The 19,982-nt window shown below is 71.0% G+C and carries 14 protein-coding genes; 3 read left to right on the top strand and 11 right to left on the bottom strand.

From position 1 onward, the window contains the following. Positions 1-213 precede the first annotated feature (213 nt). Positions 214-4,209, top strand: a complete 3,996-nt coding sequence (gene pulA / locus NAMU_RS17390) for a pullulanase-type alpha-1,6-glucosidase (RefSeq protein WP_015748692.1) — start codon at positions 214-216, stop codon at positions 4,207-4,209. A 39-nt stretch (positions 4,210-4,248) separates the two neighbouring features. Here the strand turns inward: pulA and NAMU_RS17395 are convergent, their stop codons facing one another. The 8 genes from NAMU_RS17395 to NAMU_RS27580 all read right to left on the bottom strand — a co-directional run bounded on the left by NAMU_RS17395 (position 4,249) and on the right by NAMU_RS27580 (position 12,438). Further along, positions 4,249-4,677, bottom strand: coding sequence for a phosphate-starvation-inducible PsiE family protein (locus NAMU_RS17395; RefSeq protein ID WP_015748693.1), 429 nt, complete (start codon positions 4,675-4,677; stop codon positions 4,249-4,251). A 265-nt stretch (positions 4,678-4,942) separates the two neighbouring features. Further along, complete coding sequence (locus NAMU_RS17400; RefSeq protein WP_015748694.1) at positions 4,943-5,503, bottom strand: VOC family protein; 561 nt, start codon at positions 5,501-5,503, stop codon at positions 4,943-4,945. A 91-nt stretch (positions 5,504-5,594) separates the two neighbouring features. Continuing rightward, positions 5,595-7,322, bottom strand: coding sequence for a choice-of-anchor G family protein (locus NAMU_RS17405; protein WP_015748695.1), 1,728 nt, complete (start codon positions 7,320-7,322; stop codon positions 5,595-5,597). Further along, positions 7,319-8,047 carry a hypothetical protein gene (locus tag NAMU_RS27575; RefSeq protein WP_138180301.1) on the bottom strand — a complete coding sequence of 243 codons (729 nt, stop codon included), beginning with the start codon at positions 8,045-8,047 and terminating at the stop codon, positions 7,319-7,321. The genes NAMU_RS17405 and NAMU_RS27575 overlap by 4 nt, the downstream gene beginning before the upstream one ends. Positions 8,048-8,142: 95 nt before the next feature. Then, positions 8,143-8,667, bottom strand: coding sequence for a S24/S26 family peptidase (locus NAMU_RS17415; RefSeq protein ID WP_138180303.1), 525 nt, complete (start codon positions 8,665-8,667; stop codon positions 8,143-8,145). A 97-nt stretch (positions 8,668-8,764) separates the two neighbouring features. Next, a complete protein-coding gene (locus NAMU_RS17420) occupies positions 8,765-9,427 on the bottom strand; it encodes a SipW-dependent-type signal peptide-containing protein (RefSeq protein ID WP_041369093.1) in 663 nt (220 codons plus the stop codon). Positions 9,428-9,748: 321 nt separating this feature from the next. Continuing rightward, on the bottom strand, positions 9,749-10,354 hold the full coding sequence (locus NAMU_RS17425) for a hypothetical protein (RefSeq protein ID WP_015748699.1): 606 nt from the start codon (positions 10,352-10,354) through the stop codon (positions 9,749-9,751). Between the two features lie 2 nt (positions 10,355-10,356). Further along, complete coding sequence (locus NAMU_RS27580) at positions 10,357-12,438, bottom strand: eCIS core domain-containing protein (protein WP_015748700.1); 2,082 nt, start codon at positions 12,436-12,438, stop codon at positions 10,357-10,359. 225 nt (positions 12,439-12,663) lie between these two features. On the opposite strand from NAMU_RS27580, the gene NAMU_RS17435 reads away from it, so the two are divergent. Next, on the top strand, positions 12,664-14,022 hold the full coding sequence (locus NAMU_RS17435; RefSeq protein ID WP_015748701.1) for a DUF2254 domain-containing protein: 1,359 nt from the start codon (positions 12,664-12,666) through the stop codon (positions 14,020-14,022). 73 nt (positions 14,023-14,095) lie between these two features. Then, the gene (locus NAMU_RS17440; RefSeq protein ID WP_015748702.1) at positions 14,096-15,196 is read left to right on the top strand and encodes an SLAC1 family transporter; all 1,101 of its coding nucleotides are present in this window, start codon (positions 14,096-14,098) and stop codon (positions 15,194-15,196) included. A gap of 7 nt (positions 15,197-15,203) precedes the next feature. Here NAMU_RS17440 and NAMU_RS17445 read toward each other — a convergent pair whose 3' ends face one another. The 3 genes from NAMU_RS17445 to NAMU_RS17455 form a co-directional block, all read right to left on the bottom strand. After that, a complete protein-coding gene (locus tag NAMU_RS17445; protein ID WP_041369095.1) occupies positions 15,204-16,505 on the bottom strand; it encodes a sugar transferase in 1,302 nt (433 codons plus the stop codon). Between the two features lie 190 nt (positions 16,506-16,695). Continuing rightward, positions 16,696-17,913 (bottom strand): acyltransferase family protein, encoded by a 1,218-nt coding sequence (locus NAMU_RS17450; RefSeq protein WP_015748704.1) that lies wholly within the window; start codon positions 17,911-17,913, stop codon positions 16,696-16,698. After that, entirely contained in the window at positions 17,913-19,934 is a 2,022-nt protein-coding gene (locus tag NAMU_RS17455) for an O-antigen ligase family protein (protein ID WP_041369097.1), read from the bottom strand. The genes NAMU_RS17450 and NAMU_RS17455 overlap by 1 nt, the downstream gene beginning before the upstream one ends. Positions 19,935-19,982 lie beyond the last annotated feature (48 nt).

Genomic DNA, 19,982 nt, shown 5'->3' on the forward strand with positions numbered 1-19,982 from the left:
CGCCTCGGGCGGTTTTCGGATCTGAAGGTAGCAATCCCTTCCATGCAGTGCAAGCCCTCTCAATCACGTCTCGCCCAATCTAAAGCGGACAAATCGTCCATCTGTACTCGCTACGTCGACTACCCGGACGTTTCGCAAACTCTTGCAGCCACTGCAAGGCACTGCTAGCTTTCGATCCGCACGTGCGGGCCGACTCGGTGTGGAGGAGATCTGATGGAAGCGTCTGGCGGGGTCCATGTCCGAGGGCATCGGCGGCACCGAACACGGCCGCGGCGGATGCTGACCGCGCTGCTGACGGCAATACTGGCCGCGATGGGGATCATCGCCGTGCCGCCGGCCACCGCGGCCGCCGCCGATCTGGTGGTGACCGCCGCCGGGTCGTTCAACTCCGAGATCGGCTGCCCGGGTGACTGGCAGCCCGATTGCCAGGCCGCGCAGCTGAGCAAGCGGGCCAACGACGGCATCTACTCGGCCACCTTCACCATCCCGGCCGGCAGCTACGAGTACAAGATCGCCGTCGGTGGCTCCTGGGACGAGAACTACGGCCAGGGCGGCGTTCCCGGCGGGGCCAACGCCGCGCTCACGCTGGCCGCCGACACCGCGGTGACCTTCTACTACAACCCGGTCACCCACGTGTTCGGCACGTCGGCCGACGGCCCGATCATCACCGTCCCGGGCAGCTTCCAGAGCGAACTGGGCTGCCCCGGCGACTGGTCCCCCGACTGCATGGTGTCCTGGCTGACCGACCCCGACGGCGACGGCGTCTACACCTACGCCACCTCCGCGATCCCCACCGGCTCGTACGAGGCGAAGGTCGCGCACGGCCTGTCCTGGGACGAGAACTACGGCGTGGACGGGGCTCCCGGCGGCGCGAACTACTCCTTCAGCACCACCTCGGGTAAGCAGGTCACCTTCAGCTACGTGCTGGCGACCCATGTCCTGACCATCGTCGCGAACGATCCGCCGCTGCCGGGAACCGGCCAGCAGCAGGCGTTCTGGGTGGACCGGCAGACGCTGGCCTGGCCGAAGTCGTTGCTGCTCAACGGCGCCGCGGTGACCGAGGAGTCGTGGAAGCTCTATCACTCACCGACCGCCGGGATCACCGCGCAGGACGGCGTCGTGACCGGCGGCACCAGCGTCGATCTGACGCTCGACCCGGCCGGGCTCAGCGCGGCCCAGCTGGCCGCGCATCCCGAGCTGGCCGGCTACCTGGCGTTGCGCCCGACCGGGCTGGACGCCGGCGCGATCGACGCCCTGGTGCGTGAGCAGCTGATGGTGGCCCAGTTCCGGGCCGACGGCACCGCCGCCGCCCTCACCGGGGTCCAGCTGCCCGGCGTGCTGGACGACCTGTACGCCACCGCCGCCGGGCAGCGCACGCTCGGCGTCTCCTGGGCCGGCGGCACCCCCACCCTCACCGTGTGGGCCCCGACCGCGCAGCAGGTCTCGGTGCAACTGAGCGGTTCGACCGACGGCAGCGCCCCCACCGGGGTCAGCGTGCCGGCCACCCGCAACGACGACGGCACCTGGTCGGTGACCGGCGATCCGTCGTGGAAGAACGTGCGGTACCTGTTCCAGATCCAGGTCTACGTGCCCAGCCTGGCGCAGGTCGTCACCAACACGGTGACCGATCCCTACTCGGTGGCGCTGACCGTCAACTCCACCCACTCGGTGGCCATCGACCTGAACGACCCCGCCTACCGCCCGCAACTGTGGACCGACACCCCGGCGCCGATCGTGGCCAACCCGGTCGACCGGGCCATCTACGAGCTGCACATTCGCGACTTCTCCATCAACGACCAGAGCGTCCCGGCGGCCGCCCGCGGCACCTACAGCGCCTTCACCTACGACAGCGACGGCACCGAGCACCTGCGCAAGCTGGCCCAAGCCGGCATGAACACCGTGCACCTGCTGCCCAGCTTCGACATCGCCAGCATCCCCGAGCTGCGCAGCGAGCAGAGCACCCCGCAGTGCGATCTGCCGTCGCTGCCCGCGGATTCGCCGCAGCAGCAGGCCTGCGTCGGCGCGGCCGCCGGATCGGACGGCTACAACTGGGGCTACGACCCGTGGCACTACTCGACCCCGGACGGCTCCTACGCGGTCAACGCCGACGGCGGCGACCGGGTCGCCGAGTTCCGCAGCATGGTCGGCGCCCTGCACCAGGACGGGCTGCAGGTCGTGCTGGACCAGGTGTTCAACCACACCGCGGCCAGCGGCCAGGACCCGAAATCGGTGCTGGACCAGGTGGTTCCCGGCTACTACCAGCGGCTGGACAAGATCGGCACCGTCTACACCTCGACCTGCTGCCAGAACGTGGCCACCGAGCACGCCATGGCGCAGAAGCTGATGGTCGATTCGGTGGTGCTGTGGGCCAAGGACTACAAGGTGGACGGATTCCGCTTCGACCTGATGGGCCATGCGTCCAAGGCCAACATGCTGGCCATCCGCTCCGCGCTGGACGCCCTGACCCTGGCCAAGGACGGCGTCGACGGCCAGGCGATCTACCTCTACGGCGAGGGCTGGAACTTCGGCGAGGTCGCCAACAACGCCCTGTTCGAGCAGGCCACCCAGGGCCAGCTCGGCGGCACCGGCATCGGCACCTTCACCGACCGGCTCCGCGACGCCGTCAACGGCGGGTCCCCGGTGTCCGCGGACACCCTGCAGGATCAGGGCTTCGGCAACGGTCTGGGCACCGACCCCAGCGGCAAGGGCACCATCCCGGCCGACCAGCAACTTGCCATCCTGGCCAAGGACAGTGACCTGGTCCGGCTCGGGCTGGCCGGGAACCTGCGCAGCTTCTCGTTCCTGACCGCCGGCGGGCAGACCCTGAGGGGTGATCAGCTCGACTACAACGGCTCCCCGGCCGGGTACGCCGACCAGCCCGACGAGGTCGTCAACTACGTCGACGCCCACGACAACGCCACCCTGTTCGACATGCTCACGCTCAAGCTCCCGGAGGCCACCTCGATGGCCGACCGGGTGCGGATGAACACCCTGTCGCTGGCCACGGTCACGCTGGCCCAGGGCGTCTCGTTCTGGCACGCGGGCACCGACCTGCTGCGCAGTAAATCGTTGGACCACAACAGCTACGACTCGGGCGACTGGTTCAACTCGCTCGACTGGACGGGCCAGGACAACGGTTTCGGCCGCGGTCTGCCGCCGGCGCGGGACAACTCCAGCGAGTGGCCGGTGCAGGGACCGTTGCTGGCCAACCCCGCGCTCAAGCCGGCGCCCGCGGACATCGCGACGGCCAGCGACCAGGCGGACGTCCTGCTGCGCCTGCGGTCCTCGACCCCGCTGTTCCGGCTGGGCGATGCCGAGCTGATCAAGCAGAAGCTGACCTTCCCGGGCAGCGGACCGGACGCCACCCCCGGCGTCATCGTGATGAGCATCGACGACACGGTCGGGGCCGACGTCGATCCGGCCCTGAGCGGCGTGCTGGTCGTCTACAACGCCAGCCCGACCAGCACCACCCAGACGGTGTCCGCGCTGGCCGGCCGGAACTACGCGCTGGCCGACATCCAGGCCCAGGGCACCGATCCGGTGGTCAAGACCACCAGTTGGGACGCGGCGACCGGGGCGGTCACCGTGCCGGCCCGCACCGTGGCCGTGCTGGTCTCCCCGACCACGGCGGTGCCGACCTCATCGGTGAGCCTGACCGCGAATCCGGCCAGCCAGGTCTACGGATCGGGCCAGCGGGTCACCCTGACCGCGACCGTGTCCTCCTCGGTCACCCCGGTGACCGGGACGGTCCAGTTCCGCGCCGGCGACACCGTCTTGGGCTCCGCCGCCGTCACCAACGGCACGGCGACGTTCACGCTGCCGGCCAAGACCCCGGCCGGGGCCCTGGATGTCGTGGCCCACTACAGCGGGGGCGGCGGTGCGCCGGCCGCCGATTCCACCCCGGTCCACGTCACCATCGACCAGGCCACCACCAGCACCCGGCTCGTCGGCGCCGGCGGCTTCTTCGGGCTGCCCACGCTGCTGCTGGCCACGGTGCACGTGAACAACGGGCAGCTGGCCCGGGGCACGATCGAGATCCGGGACAACGGCACCCTGATCGCCACCGTGCCGGTGCGGGCGGGCATCGCGACGTACCTGACCAAGCGGTCCAATCCGCGCGGCAAGCACTCCTACACGGCCACCTTCGTCCCGGCCGACCCGGCCAACATCAGCGGGAGCACCAGCAACACGCTCACGATCCCGCGCTAGTCCCGGACCGGTGAGGTCGGCGATCCGGCGTCCGGGGGTTCACTCCGGCGCCGGGTCGCCGGCCTCATCGGGCCGGAACGGGCCCGAGTCGTCGCCCTCCCCCGGCTCGCGTTCCTTGCGGCGCAGCAGCAGCGCCGTGGCGCCGAGCAGGATCACCAGCACACCGAGCACGGCCACTTCCCACATCGCGTCGGAAAACGAGGTGCCGGTGCCGATCTCGTCCGCGGCCTTGACCGACAACACCACGATCTCCTTGATCGAGGCGATGATGCCGACGAGCAGGAACGGCTCGGCGATCAGCTCGCGCCGGGCGATGGTGATCCGCACGGCGAACAGCAACTCGACCACGATGAACACCAGCAGCAGGGTGTCCAGGATCTCCAGCGCCGACTTCGCGGCGCTGTCCTCGCCGAACAGGGAAGGGACATACCGGGCGGCGATGACGAACGCGCCGAGCGCCAGGATCACAGGAAGATCGCGATCCCGGCGTAGACGATGCCCTCGGCGACTTCCAGGGCCCGGTTGCCGGCCCGGACCAACGGCGGGACATCGTCCCCGGTCGTCTCGTCCGACGATCGGGAGGGTGAGTCGGCGTTCGTGGCAACCTCCGTCGGTCGGCCGTCGGGCCTGCCCCGAGGGTCGGTGCTGAACCGCGATCCGGGGGTTCAGGACCTGCAGTAAACACCGACGCCGATGCTCCGGCGACCCGGCCACGCGAACCGGACCGGTGCATTCACTTCAACTGATCGGGCGACGGACCGACCGGTGCGCCGCTGCGCCGGTGCTGCTGGCCGCTGAGCTCGGCGTCCAGCGTTTCTTGCGCCACCCGCATCTGCGTGGCGTATCCCGGCTCCTGGAACCGTTGCCACATCACCGCCTCCGGAACGAGTTCGACCTGAGTGACCACCCACCAGATGTTCCCGAACGGATCTCGGACTCGCCCGCCCCGCTGCCCGAACGCGCTCGTCGAAGCCTGCGTCACCACCCGGGCCCCGGCGGCGACCGCGTTGGCCATGGCCTGGTCCGCGTCCGGGACGAACACCCGCAGCAGGCTCGGCATGTCCGGCCATTCCGGGCGGCGGTCGAAGGCCAGAACGACGGTGTCACCCACCTTGATCTCGCCGTGTCCGATGGTCCCGTCCGCGGTGCGAACCCGGGCGAGTTCCACCCCCGCGAAGGCGGCCGCGACAAAGTCGAGAAACGCTCCGGTGTCGGCGGTCACCACCCACGGCGCGACAGCCGTATAGCCGTCCGGAACCCAGGACACGGGGGCGGCGCTCGGGTGGCCGGTCATCGTCGTTCCTCTCCTCGATGGGCAGGCGTCGGACGTGACGATAGGAGCCGCAGAGGACAGTTGCTGTCCTCTCTTGCGGATGCTCGGCTACCTAGGGCAGTTCGACATCCGGCCCGGCCCAGGACTGGGCGAGCCAGACCGATGCGGCGGATGCGGCGCCGTTGACGACTCCGATGCGCAGCGCACTGACCTGGTACTCGGTCGATCGGGCGGTCGGGGTCGCCGGCGCGTTGGCTTGGTCGGGTTGGACGTTGACCTTGATCGACAGCACGGCCTGCAGCCCGGTGAGCAGGCTGCCGAGCATGGTGACGACCGGGGCCGTGGCGGTGCTCAGCGATGCGCCGAAGGTGGTCAGAGCCGTGGTGACCACCGGGTTCACGGCCGCGGCCACCCCGCTGAGCACGGTGGTCTTGCCGGCCGCGTTGAACGCGGTATTCAGGATGGCGGTCAGCACGGTGTCGACGGTCGTCTTGACCCCGGGCAGCAGCCCCGAGACGGCCGCGGCGGTCACCGACAGTGTCGCCGTCCCCGCCCGGACCTGGCCGAGGGTGCCGCTGAGCGCCACATGCACGTCGGCGACATGCGCGCCGAGCAGGGTGAGCGCGATGTCGACGGTGGAGGTGACGGCGGCACCGTCCACCGCGGTGGTCGCGGCGGTCACCAGCTGGGTGCGCCACCCGGCCAGCAGCGCCGTCGCCCGGGCGGTGATGTCGTTGATCACCGTGCTGTCCAGCACCAGGTCGGTGTTCGGCGACAGCCCGTTGAGGCCGTTGGCCCCGCCGAGCAAGCCGTCCAGCCGGACCGTCAGGGTGCCGGCGGCCAGGTTGATGGTGACCACGCCGTCGGTGAGGGTCTGCGTGAGCAGCGCGGAGACCGGGGCCAGGTTCAGGGTGACGGTCGTGGTCGCGGTGGTGGTGCCCAGCTGCAGGGTGCCCAGCACCGGGGTGATGGCCGCCTTGGTCAGGGTGGTCAGGGTGGTGCTGATGGTGCCGCTCGGACCGGCCAGGCCGTTGATGGTCGTCGACAACGCGGAGATCGCCGCAGCGCCCTGGGTGGACACGGCGCCGATCACCGCCGAGGTGGAGTTCAGGTCGAGCCGGGCGATGCCGTAGCTGCGGGTGACCACCGCCGGCGCGGCCGGTGTGGTGACCCGGTTCTCCAGGGTTCGGCACCAGTCGAGCCGGCTGGACGAGGCGATCGCGCCGACCCGCAGGGTTGCGTCGGCCAGGGCGGCCACCCCCGGAACCAGCACGCTCGGGGTGATGACCGCCGCGTCCGGCAGGGTGGCGTCGGCCGGGCCGCCGGCCAGCCCGACGGCGCCGGTGTTGCTGACCAGTCCGGCCGCCCCGGCCGATTGTCCCTGGCTGGTGGCCTGTCCCCACTGGTTGTACAGACCGGCGGCACCGGCCGGCAGACCCAGTTGCACACCGTTGCCCAGGGCCAGGTTGATCGCGCTGATGGCAGTGGCCTCCAACGGGTTGGCGTAGGTGTCGGCCGCCACCGCGGTGCGCGAGGGGGCGGACGACGACACGCTGCCGGTGTGCTGCGCGGTGATCCCGGCCAGCTGGGCGACGCTGTCCAGGCTCAGGCTGAGCACGGTCCCGCCGAGAAACTTCCCGCCACCCTCGGTGGCGTAGAGGCCGGCGGTCACGCAGTCCCGCGGCACCCGCATCGCCGCCGCCCCGCGCACCCATTCGGTGTCGTGCCAGGCGGCGCGGGTGACGGACAGCACGCCGCCGGTCGCGCCGGTCGCCACCCCGGCCCCGATCAACGACCAGCACAGCACCAGCACGACGGCGATCCGGCGACCGGATCTCATCGTCGCGCTCGTTGCCGGGCCCGGCCGGCGGTCGCCAGCAGCAGCCCGACGACGACCGCCCCGACCCCCCAGCCGACCATCGACCACACATCCAGCCCGGTCCAGCCCAGGACGCCGGCGGCGCCGGCACCGGGGTCGCTCCCGGTGCCGATACCCGACCCGCCCAGCGGGGTGCCGTCGTCGCCCATCGCCATGACCTGCAGTCCGATCACCAGGCTTCCGGTCCGCGGGTCCTGCCGGCTGCTGTTGGCCAGGGCCAGGGTGACCGAGAGGTACCAGGGCTGCTCCGGACTCATCGTGCCGATCGGCGAGGCCAGGTCGGCGGGCAGCTGGGCGAGGGGTTGCCGGGCCAGCACCGGGGTGCCGCCGTCCGGGCAGGTGGGCGTCGTCCCCATCCCGTCCGCCGAGCCCCACGGGTGCGGGCAGGCCTGGACGTCGATGAGGTACCCGTCCGGGTCGGTCGCGCGGCTGCCCCCGGAGACGACCCCCAGCGACAGCTCGCCCCGATCGACCCCGGTCAGCGCGGCCCCCAGCTGCCAGGAGAAGGACTCCCCCGGGGCCAGCGACGGGATCACCAACGGCCACACCGACGTGCGCAGCGACAGCGGGCCCGATGCTCCGGTGGTCGGCACCGGTGTCATCGGCAGGCTGTCCGCGGCCGCCGGGGGCGCGCTCCACCCGGTCAGCACCGCGGCCATCAGCACCGCCGCCATCGTCATCGTCATCGCAATCGTCACGATTGCCGACCGGCCGGCTCCCGCGGATCCGGCGCCGACCGTGGGCGCCCGGCCCGGCCGCCGGATCCACCGGCAGGCCGGCGTCACCGGCGTTCCTTTTCGTTCACCAGTTCCGGCGGGTTCGGGTCCGCGGTCCGGCGGACGGGCCAGAACGTCCAGGTGACGAGAACCGTGACCAGCAGGGTCATCCCGATCAGGACCCAAGGCGCCCGCATCCGCACCAGGGCCGTGCCGATGCCGGGCGCGGACCACAGCACCTTCCGGGCGCTGGTCACCGGGTAGGTGACCGGGTCGGGTTCCGGGTTGGCGTCACCCTTCAAGGTCAGGATCACCCCGCCCGGGGTCGTGGGGTCGACGGCGATCGCCACCACCCGGTGCGTGATCGGCAGGGCCACCCCCGGCCGGTACACGCTGGCCACGTCGCCGACCCGGAGCTCACCGGCCGGAATCTCCCGGGTGACGGCGGCCGCCCCCGCCGGAATGGACGGGGACATGGATCCGGTTTTGAAGACCAGCACCGAAAGATTCAGCGTGAAGGACGCGATGATCGCCACCACACTGATCGCCCCAAGAATTGCAGCCAGGGTCAGCAGCGTTTCCCGCGCCATCCCATGCCATCGACGCGGCCTGCCCGACGCCATTGATCCCCCTCACCATCGGGCCGGCGGCACGGACCCATCAAGAATGGCGGGCGCCCGCCGATGCTCACACCGAATCGGCGGTGAAGTCCCACGCCGGGGACACCTGAAGACCTTGAAGGGCGTCCGAGGCATCGGCCGGAAGGCTCAGCACGAAACACAGATCCATGGTCCACCCGGCGTTGGCGGCCAACGTGAAGGTCGCGGCACCGGGCTGGGACAACGGCGATCCGGGAGGAACCAGCACCGTTCCGCCGCCGGTGATCTGGGCCTGGCAGTCCGCCTGACTCACATCCTCGTAGGCGGCGTACGTCATGGCGGTGAACAGGTCGGCATCGGAGCCGTTGGTCACGGCTCCCTGCAGCGAAACCTCCGCTGCATCAGAACCATTCGCCGTCCGCAGCTGCATCGCGGCGGTGATGGTGTCCCCCGGGGTCAGCGCGGTCGCGTTGGGCTGGAACCGCAACTGCCCACCCGGGATCGCCTCCCGATCGACGAAATTGGCGGTCCCGCCGACACCGTCCCACACGTTCTGTTGCACGTCGAATTGAGACGTCCCGATATTGTCACCGTCGCCGGACCCACCGCCCCAGACCCATTCACTGTCGGTCCAGGCGGCCAAGGTCACGGCGGCGCCGACCCCCAGCACCGCACATCCGGCCAGGATGGCGCGAACTTTTCCGCGACGTTGCCGAGTTGCAGAATTTCGAAACGAGCGGTCGACAACCATGTCCGTACCCCCTTATTGCCCCCAATAATTGCCGGAACACTAACACCCACGGATCGGCGATGACGTTCCCGAGCCACCCTCATTTCGACCCCGGGCCAAACCCCGGGGGCCTTTTCAGCACACCAGTGGGTGGCCGCACACGCCATTTCCCGGCCGCCTCGATCCGGAGGGTGACCACCCGGGTGCGGCAATCCCGAACGTCGACTGCCGCAATCACTCGAAAGATAATTCGGTGACCGGGCGTCCGGGCAGGTGGGTCGGTATCTCCTGCGCTGACCGGTTTCGTCGATGCCGGCGGGCCACCCGACCGCCAGCCAACCGTCAGCCGGCCGGCTCCAGGACCGCTACCCCCTTGCGTTCCTGCGGCGGCCGATAGTCCTCCAGGCGCAGCAGCTGGCCGGCCAGCCGCTGCGCCTCGGCCGCCGATGGCGGCGTGGTCGAGGCCAGATCACCCCGTACGGTCACGGGACCGACCGTCAGCCGCGCTTCGCAGGTGAAGTCGGTCGGGTCGAACTCGGGTGACGGAGCCACCGATTCGACGCGACCGTCGACGGTGGCGGTCACCCGGGCGCCGTCGTACCGGCCGAAGGCGATACCGCTGACGACGACCCGGTGGTAGTCGTTGCCCAGCCGCAGGCTGCCGTAGATGTCGTAGACCGGGTGCGTTTCCCCCTCGGCCTCGATCTCGCGGACCACGTTCGGGAAAGTGAAACTGCGGCCGGCCAGTTCCCGCCAGCTGTGCACGTCGAAGCGGATCGAGTGCAGGCGCAGCACCGGCTCGTCGTCGGCCTGCCCACCCAACCGCACCGGACCCAACGGGATGGTGATGCCGTGCACCAGCATCGGGTCCGGGCCCTCCTCCTCGCCCCACTGGATCGACGCGTCGAGCGTGCCGCCGGTGTCGGCCGGCTTGAGCTGCAGCACCATTGCTATTTGAACGCCTCCGTCACGGTGGCCCGCTGTTCCTCGGTGAGACCGGACAGGTTGATCACGCGGAGCTCGGCGAGGATCTCGCCGAGGGCCGCCGTGACCTCGGACACCGTATAGCGCTTGGAGATGGCCCGGTACTCCAGCGGGATGCCCTGCTGGTTGTAGAGCTCGTGGAAAACATTCACCCCGCCCGTATCGGTCGGCGGCTTGTCCGGCCCCGGCAGCATCTTGCCGACCACGACCGGTACCGCGCCGCCCGTTCCCAGCAGCACCTTCTCGACGAAATCGGTGTAGTCGCCGGTGATCAGCCGCTCGGCGCGCGGGCGCGCGTCGAGCTTGGCCGGGAGCTTGCCGTCACTCACGGCGGTGCCGTCCTTGCGGGACTCCTCGACCCAGTAGGCCAGCTGGAGGTACTTGGTCTTCTTCATCAGGTCACCGATGCTCCGGACGAACTCGCGCGGTGGCGGGTTGTCCTTGAGCGCGTGCGGGGCGGTCTTGGCCACCAGCCCGTACGGGCTCATCTTGATCAGGAACGGCACCGCGTTCTTGACGGTGGACTCTGTCCCGTCGGACGTCTGGTGCAACGTGTCACCCAGCAGGTAGCTGTAGATCAGACCCAACAAGCCCAGGAACGCATGGCTGGAGGTGGCGCCGAGCTGGCGCACCCAGTGGTCCTCGGGAGCCGTCGAGAATTTGGTCTCGAACGCGGCCACCACCTCGGCGACCATGCCCAGGATCTGCTGGCGGGCCGCCGACGGCGGCGCGACCTGGACCTTGCCCGGCAGGGACGCCCGAGCGAAGAAGGTCATCAGCGAGGACGGGATCACCCCCACGGTCGCCTGCAGGTACACCTCGTCCTTGACCCCAGCGGTCAGGTACTCCTTGACCACCGTATCCAGTTCGGCGTAGTCCGCGCCCAGCCAGGCCTTCAGATCGGCGACGGGCACTCCCGTCTTGTACCCGGCCTTCGCCGGCGCCCCGAGCTGGTGGAGTTCCCCACTTTGCGCCTGGGTCAGGGCCGCGCTCAGCTGGCCGCGCAGCTTGCCCACGACCTCCTTGACCCGGCGCGTGGACCCCGGGGCCAGTTCGTCCATGGCGGTGGTGACGAATTCGATCTTCGTCCGCGGCTCGGACGGTGTCCCGGTGACGTAGCCCAGTTCGATGAGCTTGTTCACGATCGGCCGCCGGTCGACCGATGCGCCGTGATCGCTGTCCAGCCGGACGTCGGCACCGCTGTCCTTGCCGCCGATGTCGGTGCCGTAGGCCACCCCGCCGTCCAGGAACGACTTGATCGAGTCGGTGACCTTGCCGGGTTCCTTGGCGTAGGTGAGCTGGTTGGCGCTCGGGCCCAGACTCGGCACCATCAGCTCGGCCTCGAAGCCCACCTTGCGCCGCAATCGATCACCGCCGGCCGACCGGCTGCGCAGCAGCGACAGCGGCGCCGGTGCCGCCGGGTGCTCGTCCGGCGCCGCCGGCGCGGCGGGCTGGCGGCGCAGGACCCGCAGGGCGTCGTCGGCGACCCGATCGGCCTGGGCCTCCACGGGATCGGCGGCGCGCCCGATGATCGGACCCGATGCCGATGCCGACCCGCCGCCCGGCGCGATCGTGTGGGCCAGCTCGTGGGCCAGCAGCCGTTGGCCGGCGGAGGTCTGGGGCGCGTAATGGCCGGCGCCGAAAAAGATGTCGCGGCCCAGGGTGAACGCGGTGGCCTGCACCGACCGGGCGAGCCGGGCCGGCTCGGCCCCGGTGTGGATCCGGACGCCGCCCAGGTCGGCGCCCATGGCCCGGCTCATCGGCCCGGCGACGCTCTCGGGCAGCGGGCGGCCGCGACCCTGCAGCCGGGCCAACGCCCCGTTGACCTCCGGGCTGACCGGCGATCCGCCGAGCGGGTCGTGGAGCTCCCCACCGTGGCGGCGCAGCGCACCGGCGGAGCCCGGTCCCGCGACCGGCCCGATGCCCGGCATCGCCGGCGGGGCAAGGACACTCGGCGGCGCGGCCGCTGCATCAACGGTCTCGTCGGCAGCGGGAGCCGCAGCGGGCTCCCGGCCGACGGCGGCCCGGCCGACCTGAACTGCCCGCATGATGAGTCCCTTCGGGAATCCCGCCCTGGCACCACGACGTTCCAGCCCCACCCACCCGTGGCTGCGGTGCGGTTCCAGCCTATTCCCCGTGGGCCGAATCCACCCGGTCACGCGGCCGGTCGCCCGGCCGAGCTGATTGACGCGGACGACATCCGGGTACCCTCGGCCGACTCACCGGCCGGCCCACCCACCGACGGCCGGGCCCGAACCGGATGGAAGGCGACGATGCGAGCAGGCCGACGCGGGAGCTGGAGCGTCCTTCGCGATGCCGTCCGCACCCAGCTGTGGCCGTTCCCGGCGCTGGCCATCACGATCGCCGTCATCGCCGGCGTGCTGCTGCCCAGGCTGGACGCGCAGATCGACGACCAGCTCCCGCCGCAGATCACCTACTACCTGTTCGGCGGCGGCGCGGACGCCGCCCGCGCGGTGCTGGCCGGCATCGCCGGATCCCTGATCACCGTGACGTCCCTGACCTTTTCGCTCACGGTGGTCACCCTGCAGCTGGCCAGCAGCCAGTTCTCGCCGCGGTTGCTGCGCACGTTCAGCAGTGATCGGTTCGTCCAGCTCACCCTCGGACTGTTCCTGGGCACGTTCGCGTACGCGCTGACGGTGCTGCGCACGGTCCGCACCGCCGCCGACGACCAGGCCCTGTTCGTGCCCCAGATCGCCGTCACCGTGGCCTTCGTGCTGGCGGTGGCCAGCGTCTTCGCCCTGGTGATCTTCCTGGCCCACCTGGCCCGGGAGATCCGGGTCGAGACGATGCTGGCCACCGTGCACGGGGACGCCACCACCACGCTGCGCCGGGTCCTGCCCGAGCACGACCCCGACCGGACACCCGTCGCCGGGCCCGACATCCCGGCGGACGCCGAGATGGTGCCGGCGCCGTCCTCGGGCTTTTTGGTCTGGCTCGACGAGCCCGGCCTGCTGCGGGCGGCCGTGCAGGCCGACGCGATCGTGACCATTACCGAGCAGCCGGGCAGTTCCCTGATCGAAGGGGTGCCGGCCGGCGCGTGCTGGCCCCGCGGCGGTGGGCGCTTCGAGCCGGACGTTCTGCGCACGCTGCGCGAGCGGGTCGCCCCGACCATCCACACCGGACCCGAACGCACCGCCGCCCAGGACGCCGCCTTCGGGCTTCGCCAGCTCGCCGACGTCACCGTCAAGGCCCTGTCCCCCGGCATCAACGATCCGACCACGGCGATCCACGCGCTCGGGCACCTGTCCGCGTTGCTGGGCGAGCTGGCCGCCCGCGACCTGGGCCCGCACGTACTCACCGACGACGGCGGCCAGCTGCGGGTGGTCCTGGCCCGGCCCACCTTCGCCGAGCTGCTGGAACTCGCGGTGGCCCCCACCCGCCGGTACGGCGCCGCCGACCCGGACGTGCTCGCCCGGCTCTTCCAGCTGCTGCGCGAGATCGCCTGGACCGCACCCGACGCCGAGCATCACCGGGCCATCGCCGGCCAGCTCGAGCGGCTGCGGACCACGGCCCAGGCCCAGTCGTTCGACCCGACCGAGCGGGCCTACCTCAGCCGGCTGGCCGATCAGGTCGACCAGACCCTGGACGGCCGCTGGGTGCTGCGAACCTGACCGCCCGGCCGGACCGCCGGACCTGACCGCCCGGCCGGGCCGGCTGACGGACCCGGACTGCGATACTGGCCCGATGGCACCGCACGGGCAGCCGCCGGGACCGGTCCGCCCGCCCCGGTCGCTGGACGATCCGGCCTGGTTCGGCGCGGTGATGGGCCGTGCGGCCACGGCCACCGTCGCCTCCCTGCACCCCGGCCGGATCGGCCCGCTCAGCCGCTTCGCCGACGTCACCGCCGCGATCCTGCTCGTGGCCAGCATCCTCGCCTTCGCCGGGCTGTTCGTGCGCGACTTCCTGGTCCGCCGCCTGGGCGCCGACCTGGCCGGCAAGCTCCGCTCGCCCCGCACCGGACCGGCCTACGCCACCATCCCCGGCGCGATCAACGTGCTCGCCGTCGCCGTCCTGCACGTGTGGCCGGCCAGTGCCAACTCGGCGGTCGGCTGGTGGCTGCTCATCGGGCTGGCCGGCCTGGGCACCACGCTGGGCCTGATGCTGACGGTGGTCTTCTTCGTCAGCGCGTTCGAGCACGAACAGTTTCCGGCGCAGGACATCTCGGGCATCTGGTTCATTCCGGAGACCGTGGTCCTGCTGGGTTCGTTGCTGTTCGCCGAGCTGGCGCCGGCCGGACCGGAGGCCGCTCAGCGCGGGCTGGCCGTGCTGGCGGTCGCCCTGCTCGGGGCCGGCGGGTTGCTGTTCGGGATCACCGCGGTGATCTTCGTGAACCGGCTGGTGCTGCACGCCGGGGTGCACCGCACCGGCGCCCCGGCCATGTGGATCATGATCAGCCCGCTGGCCGTCACCTCGCTCGCACTCCAGTCGGTGGCCGGCGGCGACCCGATGCTTGGCGGGACCTGGACGCCGGCCGTGGCCGAGGTCGCCACCTTCGCGGCCGGCGCGCTCTGGGGGTTCGCCCTCTGGTGGATCGCCGCTGCCGCCGTGGTCACCCGGCACGCCGGGCGGGCCGCGTTCACCCGGACCGCGGCGGACTGGGGCTTCGTCTTCCCGTCCGCGGCGATGGTCATCGCCACCCTGACCCTGGCCCGGCGATGGCAGTCCGGCCTGGTCGAGGCGGCCGGCCTGGCTCTGGGCGTGCTGCTGGCCCTGGTCTGGGTGGCCGTGCTGTCCGGCGCCGTCGTCGGGTACCGGCGCGAGCAACGCACCCGCCGCGGCCGGTGACCCGGGTTCACCGGCCGCGGGCGAAGACGACCTCGAAGAACGTCCGGATGATGATCTTGACGTCGAGCCAGAGCGACCAGTTCTCGATGTAGTAGTTGTCGTACCGGGCCCGGTCGGCGATCGAGGTGTCCCCGCGCAGCCCGCTGACCTGGGCCAGCCCGGTCAGCCCGACCTTGACCCGGTGCCGGTAGGCGTAGCGGTCGTACTTGTCGGAGAACTGCTCGACGAAGTGCGGCCGCTCGGGACGCGGCCCGACCAGAGACATGTCGCCGCGCAGAATGTTCCACAGCTGCGGCAATTCGTCCAGCGAGGTGCGGCGCAGGAACCGGCCGACCTTGCTGACCCGGTTGTCGGTGGCGATCGACCAGTTGGTGGCCGATTCGGCACTGGTGGCCGGCCGCATCGACCGCAGCTTGAGGCAGTCGAACAGCTCCCCGTTCCGGCCGACCCGGGGTTGGCGGAAGATCACGCCCGGCCCGCCGTCGATGCGCACGGCCAGCGCGCAGACGGCCAGGATCGGCGAGACCAGAATCAGCGCGGTGCCGGAGACGAGGATGTCGAAGACCCGCTTGACGGTGATGGCCGGCCCGCTCAGTCGCGGGTTGCCGATGCGCATGATCGGGATCGAACCGATGTGGTCCGACCCGCCGGACACGGTGCGGAACTGGTGCATCCGGGGCACCACCAGCAGGTCGCAGGTGGAACTGGCCGGGGCCCGGACCTCCTCCACCAGCGTGCGCTCGGGCACCGCGGAATCGGCCACCAGCAGCACGTCCACCCGGTAGCGGGTGACCACCGAGTCCAGATCGCTGATGTTGCCCAGCCGTTCGCTGACCATGCTGGCCGCGGCGTCCTTGTCGTCGACGAAGCCGACGACCGACAGTCCGTACCGCTGATGCTGTTTGAGGATCCGGATGAGCTCGGCGGCGGTCTGGCCGCCCCCGATCACCACCGTCCGGTGGTGGCTGTAACGGCGGCGGCGGCTGAAGATGATCAGCTGCGAGGTGATGATCCGGCCGATGACCACCAACACGATGGCGATCGCCGCGTTCTTCATGAACGCGGTGACCATGGGACCCTCGGGCAGCAGGGCGATCCCGGTCGCCACGATGGCCGCCGCGGTCAGCAGGCTGGCGACCAGGCTGGGCAGCTCGTCCAGCACGCTGACGTGCAACCGCGCGTGATAGCGACCGCGGTCGACGATCAGGAACAGCGACAACGCCGTCATCGAGATGATCGCGACGTACTCGTCCGGCGCCCACAGCAGGGGCATGAGCAGCATGATCGCGTCGACCGGCAGGACGATCATCCAGGCTCGGATCAACCAGAGGAAGCGACGCGTGCGCGACCCTCGTCGTTCCGACGGTTTCTTGCTGGCATTCGTGTCACGCGTGACCGGTGCCGGGCGCAATGCGGTCATTGGTCGCTCCCTTGAGATGACGAAACGAGTGCGAATATCCTGCAGCTCGCCCCTATGCACCCATATGGCTCTGCAGCTTTCACCCTATAGGCCTATCGCTCGCGGCGTCCAGAAGGAGCCGGTGGTCGGCGCGCGTCGTCACCCGCACGGGGTGAGGCGCCGGGCCGGGCCGGCGTTGCCAGCGGTCCTTGAGCCCGACGCAGGGCCGCTCGACGAGGCGATGGATACCCAGGCTGAGCAGCAGGGCCAGCGCCAGGCTCAGGCCGGCCCGCGGCCAGGTGGTCAGGTCGGTGTGCTGCTCCAGCAGCAACTGGATCAGCCGGTGCACCATGTACAGCGCGTAGGACAGCACGCCGATCCAGACCAGCGGGCGCAGCTGCAGCAGCCGGGTGAGGGGCATCCGAGGTGCCGCCACGACCACCCCGACCAGGACGAACAGCCCGATGCCCTGCACGGTCGGGCCGACCGCGGCCGACCAGAGACCCGGCAGGTGCTCGCCGGCCACCACCAGCAGGGTCCCGCCGACCGCGGCGGCCAGCGCGGTCGCCGGCCGGGCGGCCAGCCGGCTCAGTCCCGCGACCGGGGCGACGGCGAGCAGGCAGCCGAACAGCAGCGAGTCGATCCGGGTGTCCGTGCCGACGTAGACCAGGGCCGGATCCCGGCCGATGCCGAACAGCAGGACCACTCGCCAGATCAGCACCAGCAGGCAACCGGCGGCGAAGACGGGCGCGCCGGCCCAGCCCGGCAACCAGCGCCGCACCGCGAGATAGCAGAACGGGAAGATCAGGTAGAAGTGCTCCTCGACGGCCAACGACCAGAGCACACCCAGGCCCGGCACGATGGTCGTCGGGTCGCCGACCACCTCGATCACGTTGGTGAAATGCAGGACGGCGCCGCCGACGCCGAGCCAGGTCAGGGCCCCGGCCAGCGCGCCGGTCAGGGTCAGCCCGATGGCGATCAGCACGACCAGGTACAGCGGCGGCAGGATGCGCAGGCTGCGGCGCAGGTAGAAGTTCCGGATGCTGATCCGGCCGTCTCGGTCGAACTCGCGGCGCAGCAGCGTGGTGATCAGGTAACCGGAGAGGAAGAAGAACACGGTGACCCCGGTGCCCGCGCCGACCGGCAGCGGGATCGCGGCATGGGCGGCGAAGACGATCAGCACCGACACCGCCCGCAGCCCGTCCAGCCCGGGGATGCGCCCGGATCCGGCGTCCGGAACGGGCCCCGCAGCGGGCAACGGAGCGGGCACCGGCCCGGGGCTCGATCGGGCCGGGGCGGCCGGGTCCACCGCGGACATCACCGGGCCGCCAGGGCCGGGACGCGGGTCTGCTCGGCCCGATCGGCGGTTCCGGCCGGCCCGCGGTCCGGGTCGGCCGGTCGAAGGGCCCGGCGCCGCCGGCCGGTGATCACGGCGAGCGCGGCACAGCCGATCGTGGACAACGCCAGCGCCGGCAGCCACCACCACTCCGGCGACGAGACCGGTTGCGGCTGGGCGGGATCGCCGATCAGCTGGTAGCCGGTGTCCAGGTCGGCGATCCGAGCCTTGCTCGCCGCGACCGCCGCGGCGGTCAGTTCGGTGGCCGCGTCGCTGTCGTCGGCGGTGACCGTGAGCACCACCCCACCGCCCAGTCGCGACTGGGCGAAAGCGATCTCGACATCCGCACGGTCAGCCCCGTCAGCACTGTCAGCACTGTCAGCGCCGCCGGGGCCGGCCCGCTGGGTGACCGCGGTGGCGTCGACCGACCGGCTGAGCACCTCGGTGAACGTCGGGCCGATCAGCCCCCGGGTGATGAGGTCCAGCGAGTAGGCACTGGCCGGATTCACCGCCCCCGACGGCACGATGCCCAGGGCGGTCGTGCTGGTGTAGACCGTCGTGCGATTGGTGAGGACGGCGACCGTGCCCAGCAGGCTCAGCGCGGCCATCACAGCGAGCCCGGCGACCACGCCGCGGCCGGGGCGCCACGGGCCCGGCTCAGGCTCGGGGGCGATCCCGCGACGGTCGATCGCGGCCCGGCTTTGCACGTCGACGGCCGCGGCGATGACCGCGATCAGCAGCAGGGCCCGGAAGTCCGACAGGTGCAGGAAGACGCTGGCGATCAGCCAGCCGATCAGCCCGCCGATCACCCCCAGGGCCAGGAACCGGCGGGTGTCGTCACCGGTTCGTCCGGCCCCGATCATGGTGCGCAGGGCGACGAACAGGATCGTGCCGAAGAAGAACGCCCAGCAGATCAGCAGGACCACCCCGCCGTCGGCGGCCTGCTCCAGGTAGAAATTGTGCGCGGCGACGACGATGTTGACTGGTTCATAGAAGTTGGCCAGCCGGTCGTACTCCGCGAATAGCCCGCCGTAGCTGCCGATCCCGTGGCCGGTGATCGGTCGGTCCAGGAACATGTGCCAGGCGTCGAGCTGAAAGCGCTTACGGGTCACCACCGACGGGTCCGCGGTGGTCGTGGAGCCGGAGACGACCGCGGTCAGCGTGCCCAGCCGGCTGCCGATCCCGGTCAACGGGACGATGACGATCAGCGCGACCGGCAGGTACAGCAACGCCTTTCGGTAGGCCCCGCCGGCCAGCACGGCCCACATCACCAGGCCGATGAACAACGCGATGAAGCCGCCGCGGGACTGGGTCAGGTACACCCCCAGCATCAGCGACACGGTCGCCCCACCCCACAGCACGCGGTCCCGCCAGGACTTGCTCATGGCCAGCAGCGAGAGCGACATGGGCGTGAACAGGATCAGCAGCCGGCCCCAGAAATTCACGTCCGAGGACGTGCCCGCGTGCCGGGGGGTCAGCGCCCCGTCCTCCTGGACCAGCGGCACCCGGCTCAGGCCGCCCAGGCTGCCCTGGTTGTGCAGCACGAACTCGTGCACCACGGTCAGCCCGGCCAACGCGGCCAGCACCAGGACGGCGACCGCGGCGGTCGGTTTGACCTGGTCGGTGGACAGCACCAGGGCGTAGACGACCACGAAATACAGCAGGTCGCGGGCCTGGGAGGACAGCAGATCCAGCGAGGTCACCGGGTCGGCCGCGGCCACGAAGCTCACGCAGAACCCGGCGAACAGCACCATCGCCCCCAGCAGCACCGGCGACCAGGCGAACCGGAACATCCTGCGGCGCATCATCACCAGCACCACGACGACGGCCAGCGCCAGCTGCGGCTTGTACGGGCTGGTGCCCAGCTGGTCGGCGATGACCCCGTTGATGTTGGAGACGTCCAGCGCCACCAGGGTCAGCAGCGACACCCGGGGGTAGGTGATGGCGAGCACGACGAAGGCGACCACGATCAGGCCGCCGCCCGCCATCAGGACGTCCTTCATCGGGGGCTCACCGGGTCCGGGTCACTGGGTCACTGGGTTTCAGTCCCT

Source organism: Nakamurella multipartita DSM 44233, from assembly GCF_000024365.1.
Lineage (GTDB): Bacteria > Actinomycetota > Actinomycetes > Mycobacteriales > Nakamurellaceae > Nakamurella > Nakamurella multipartita.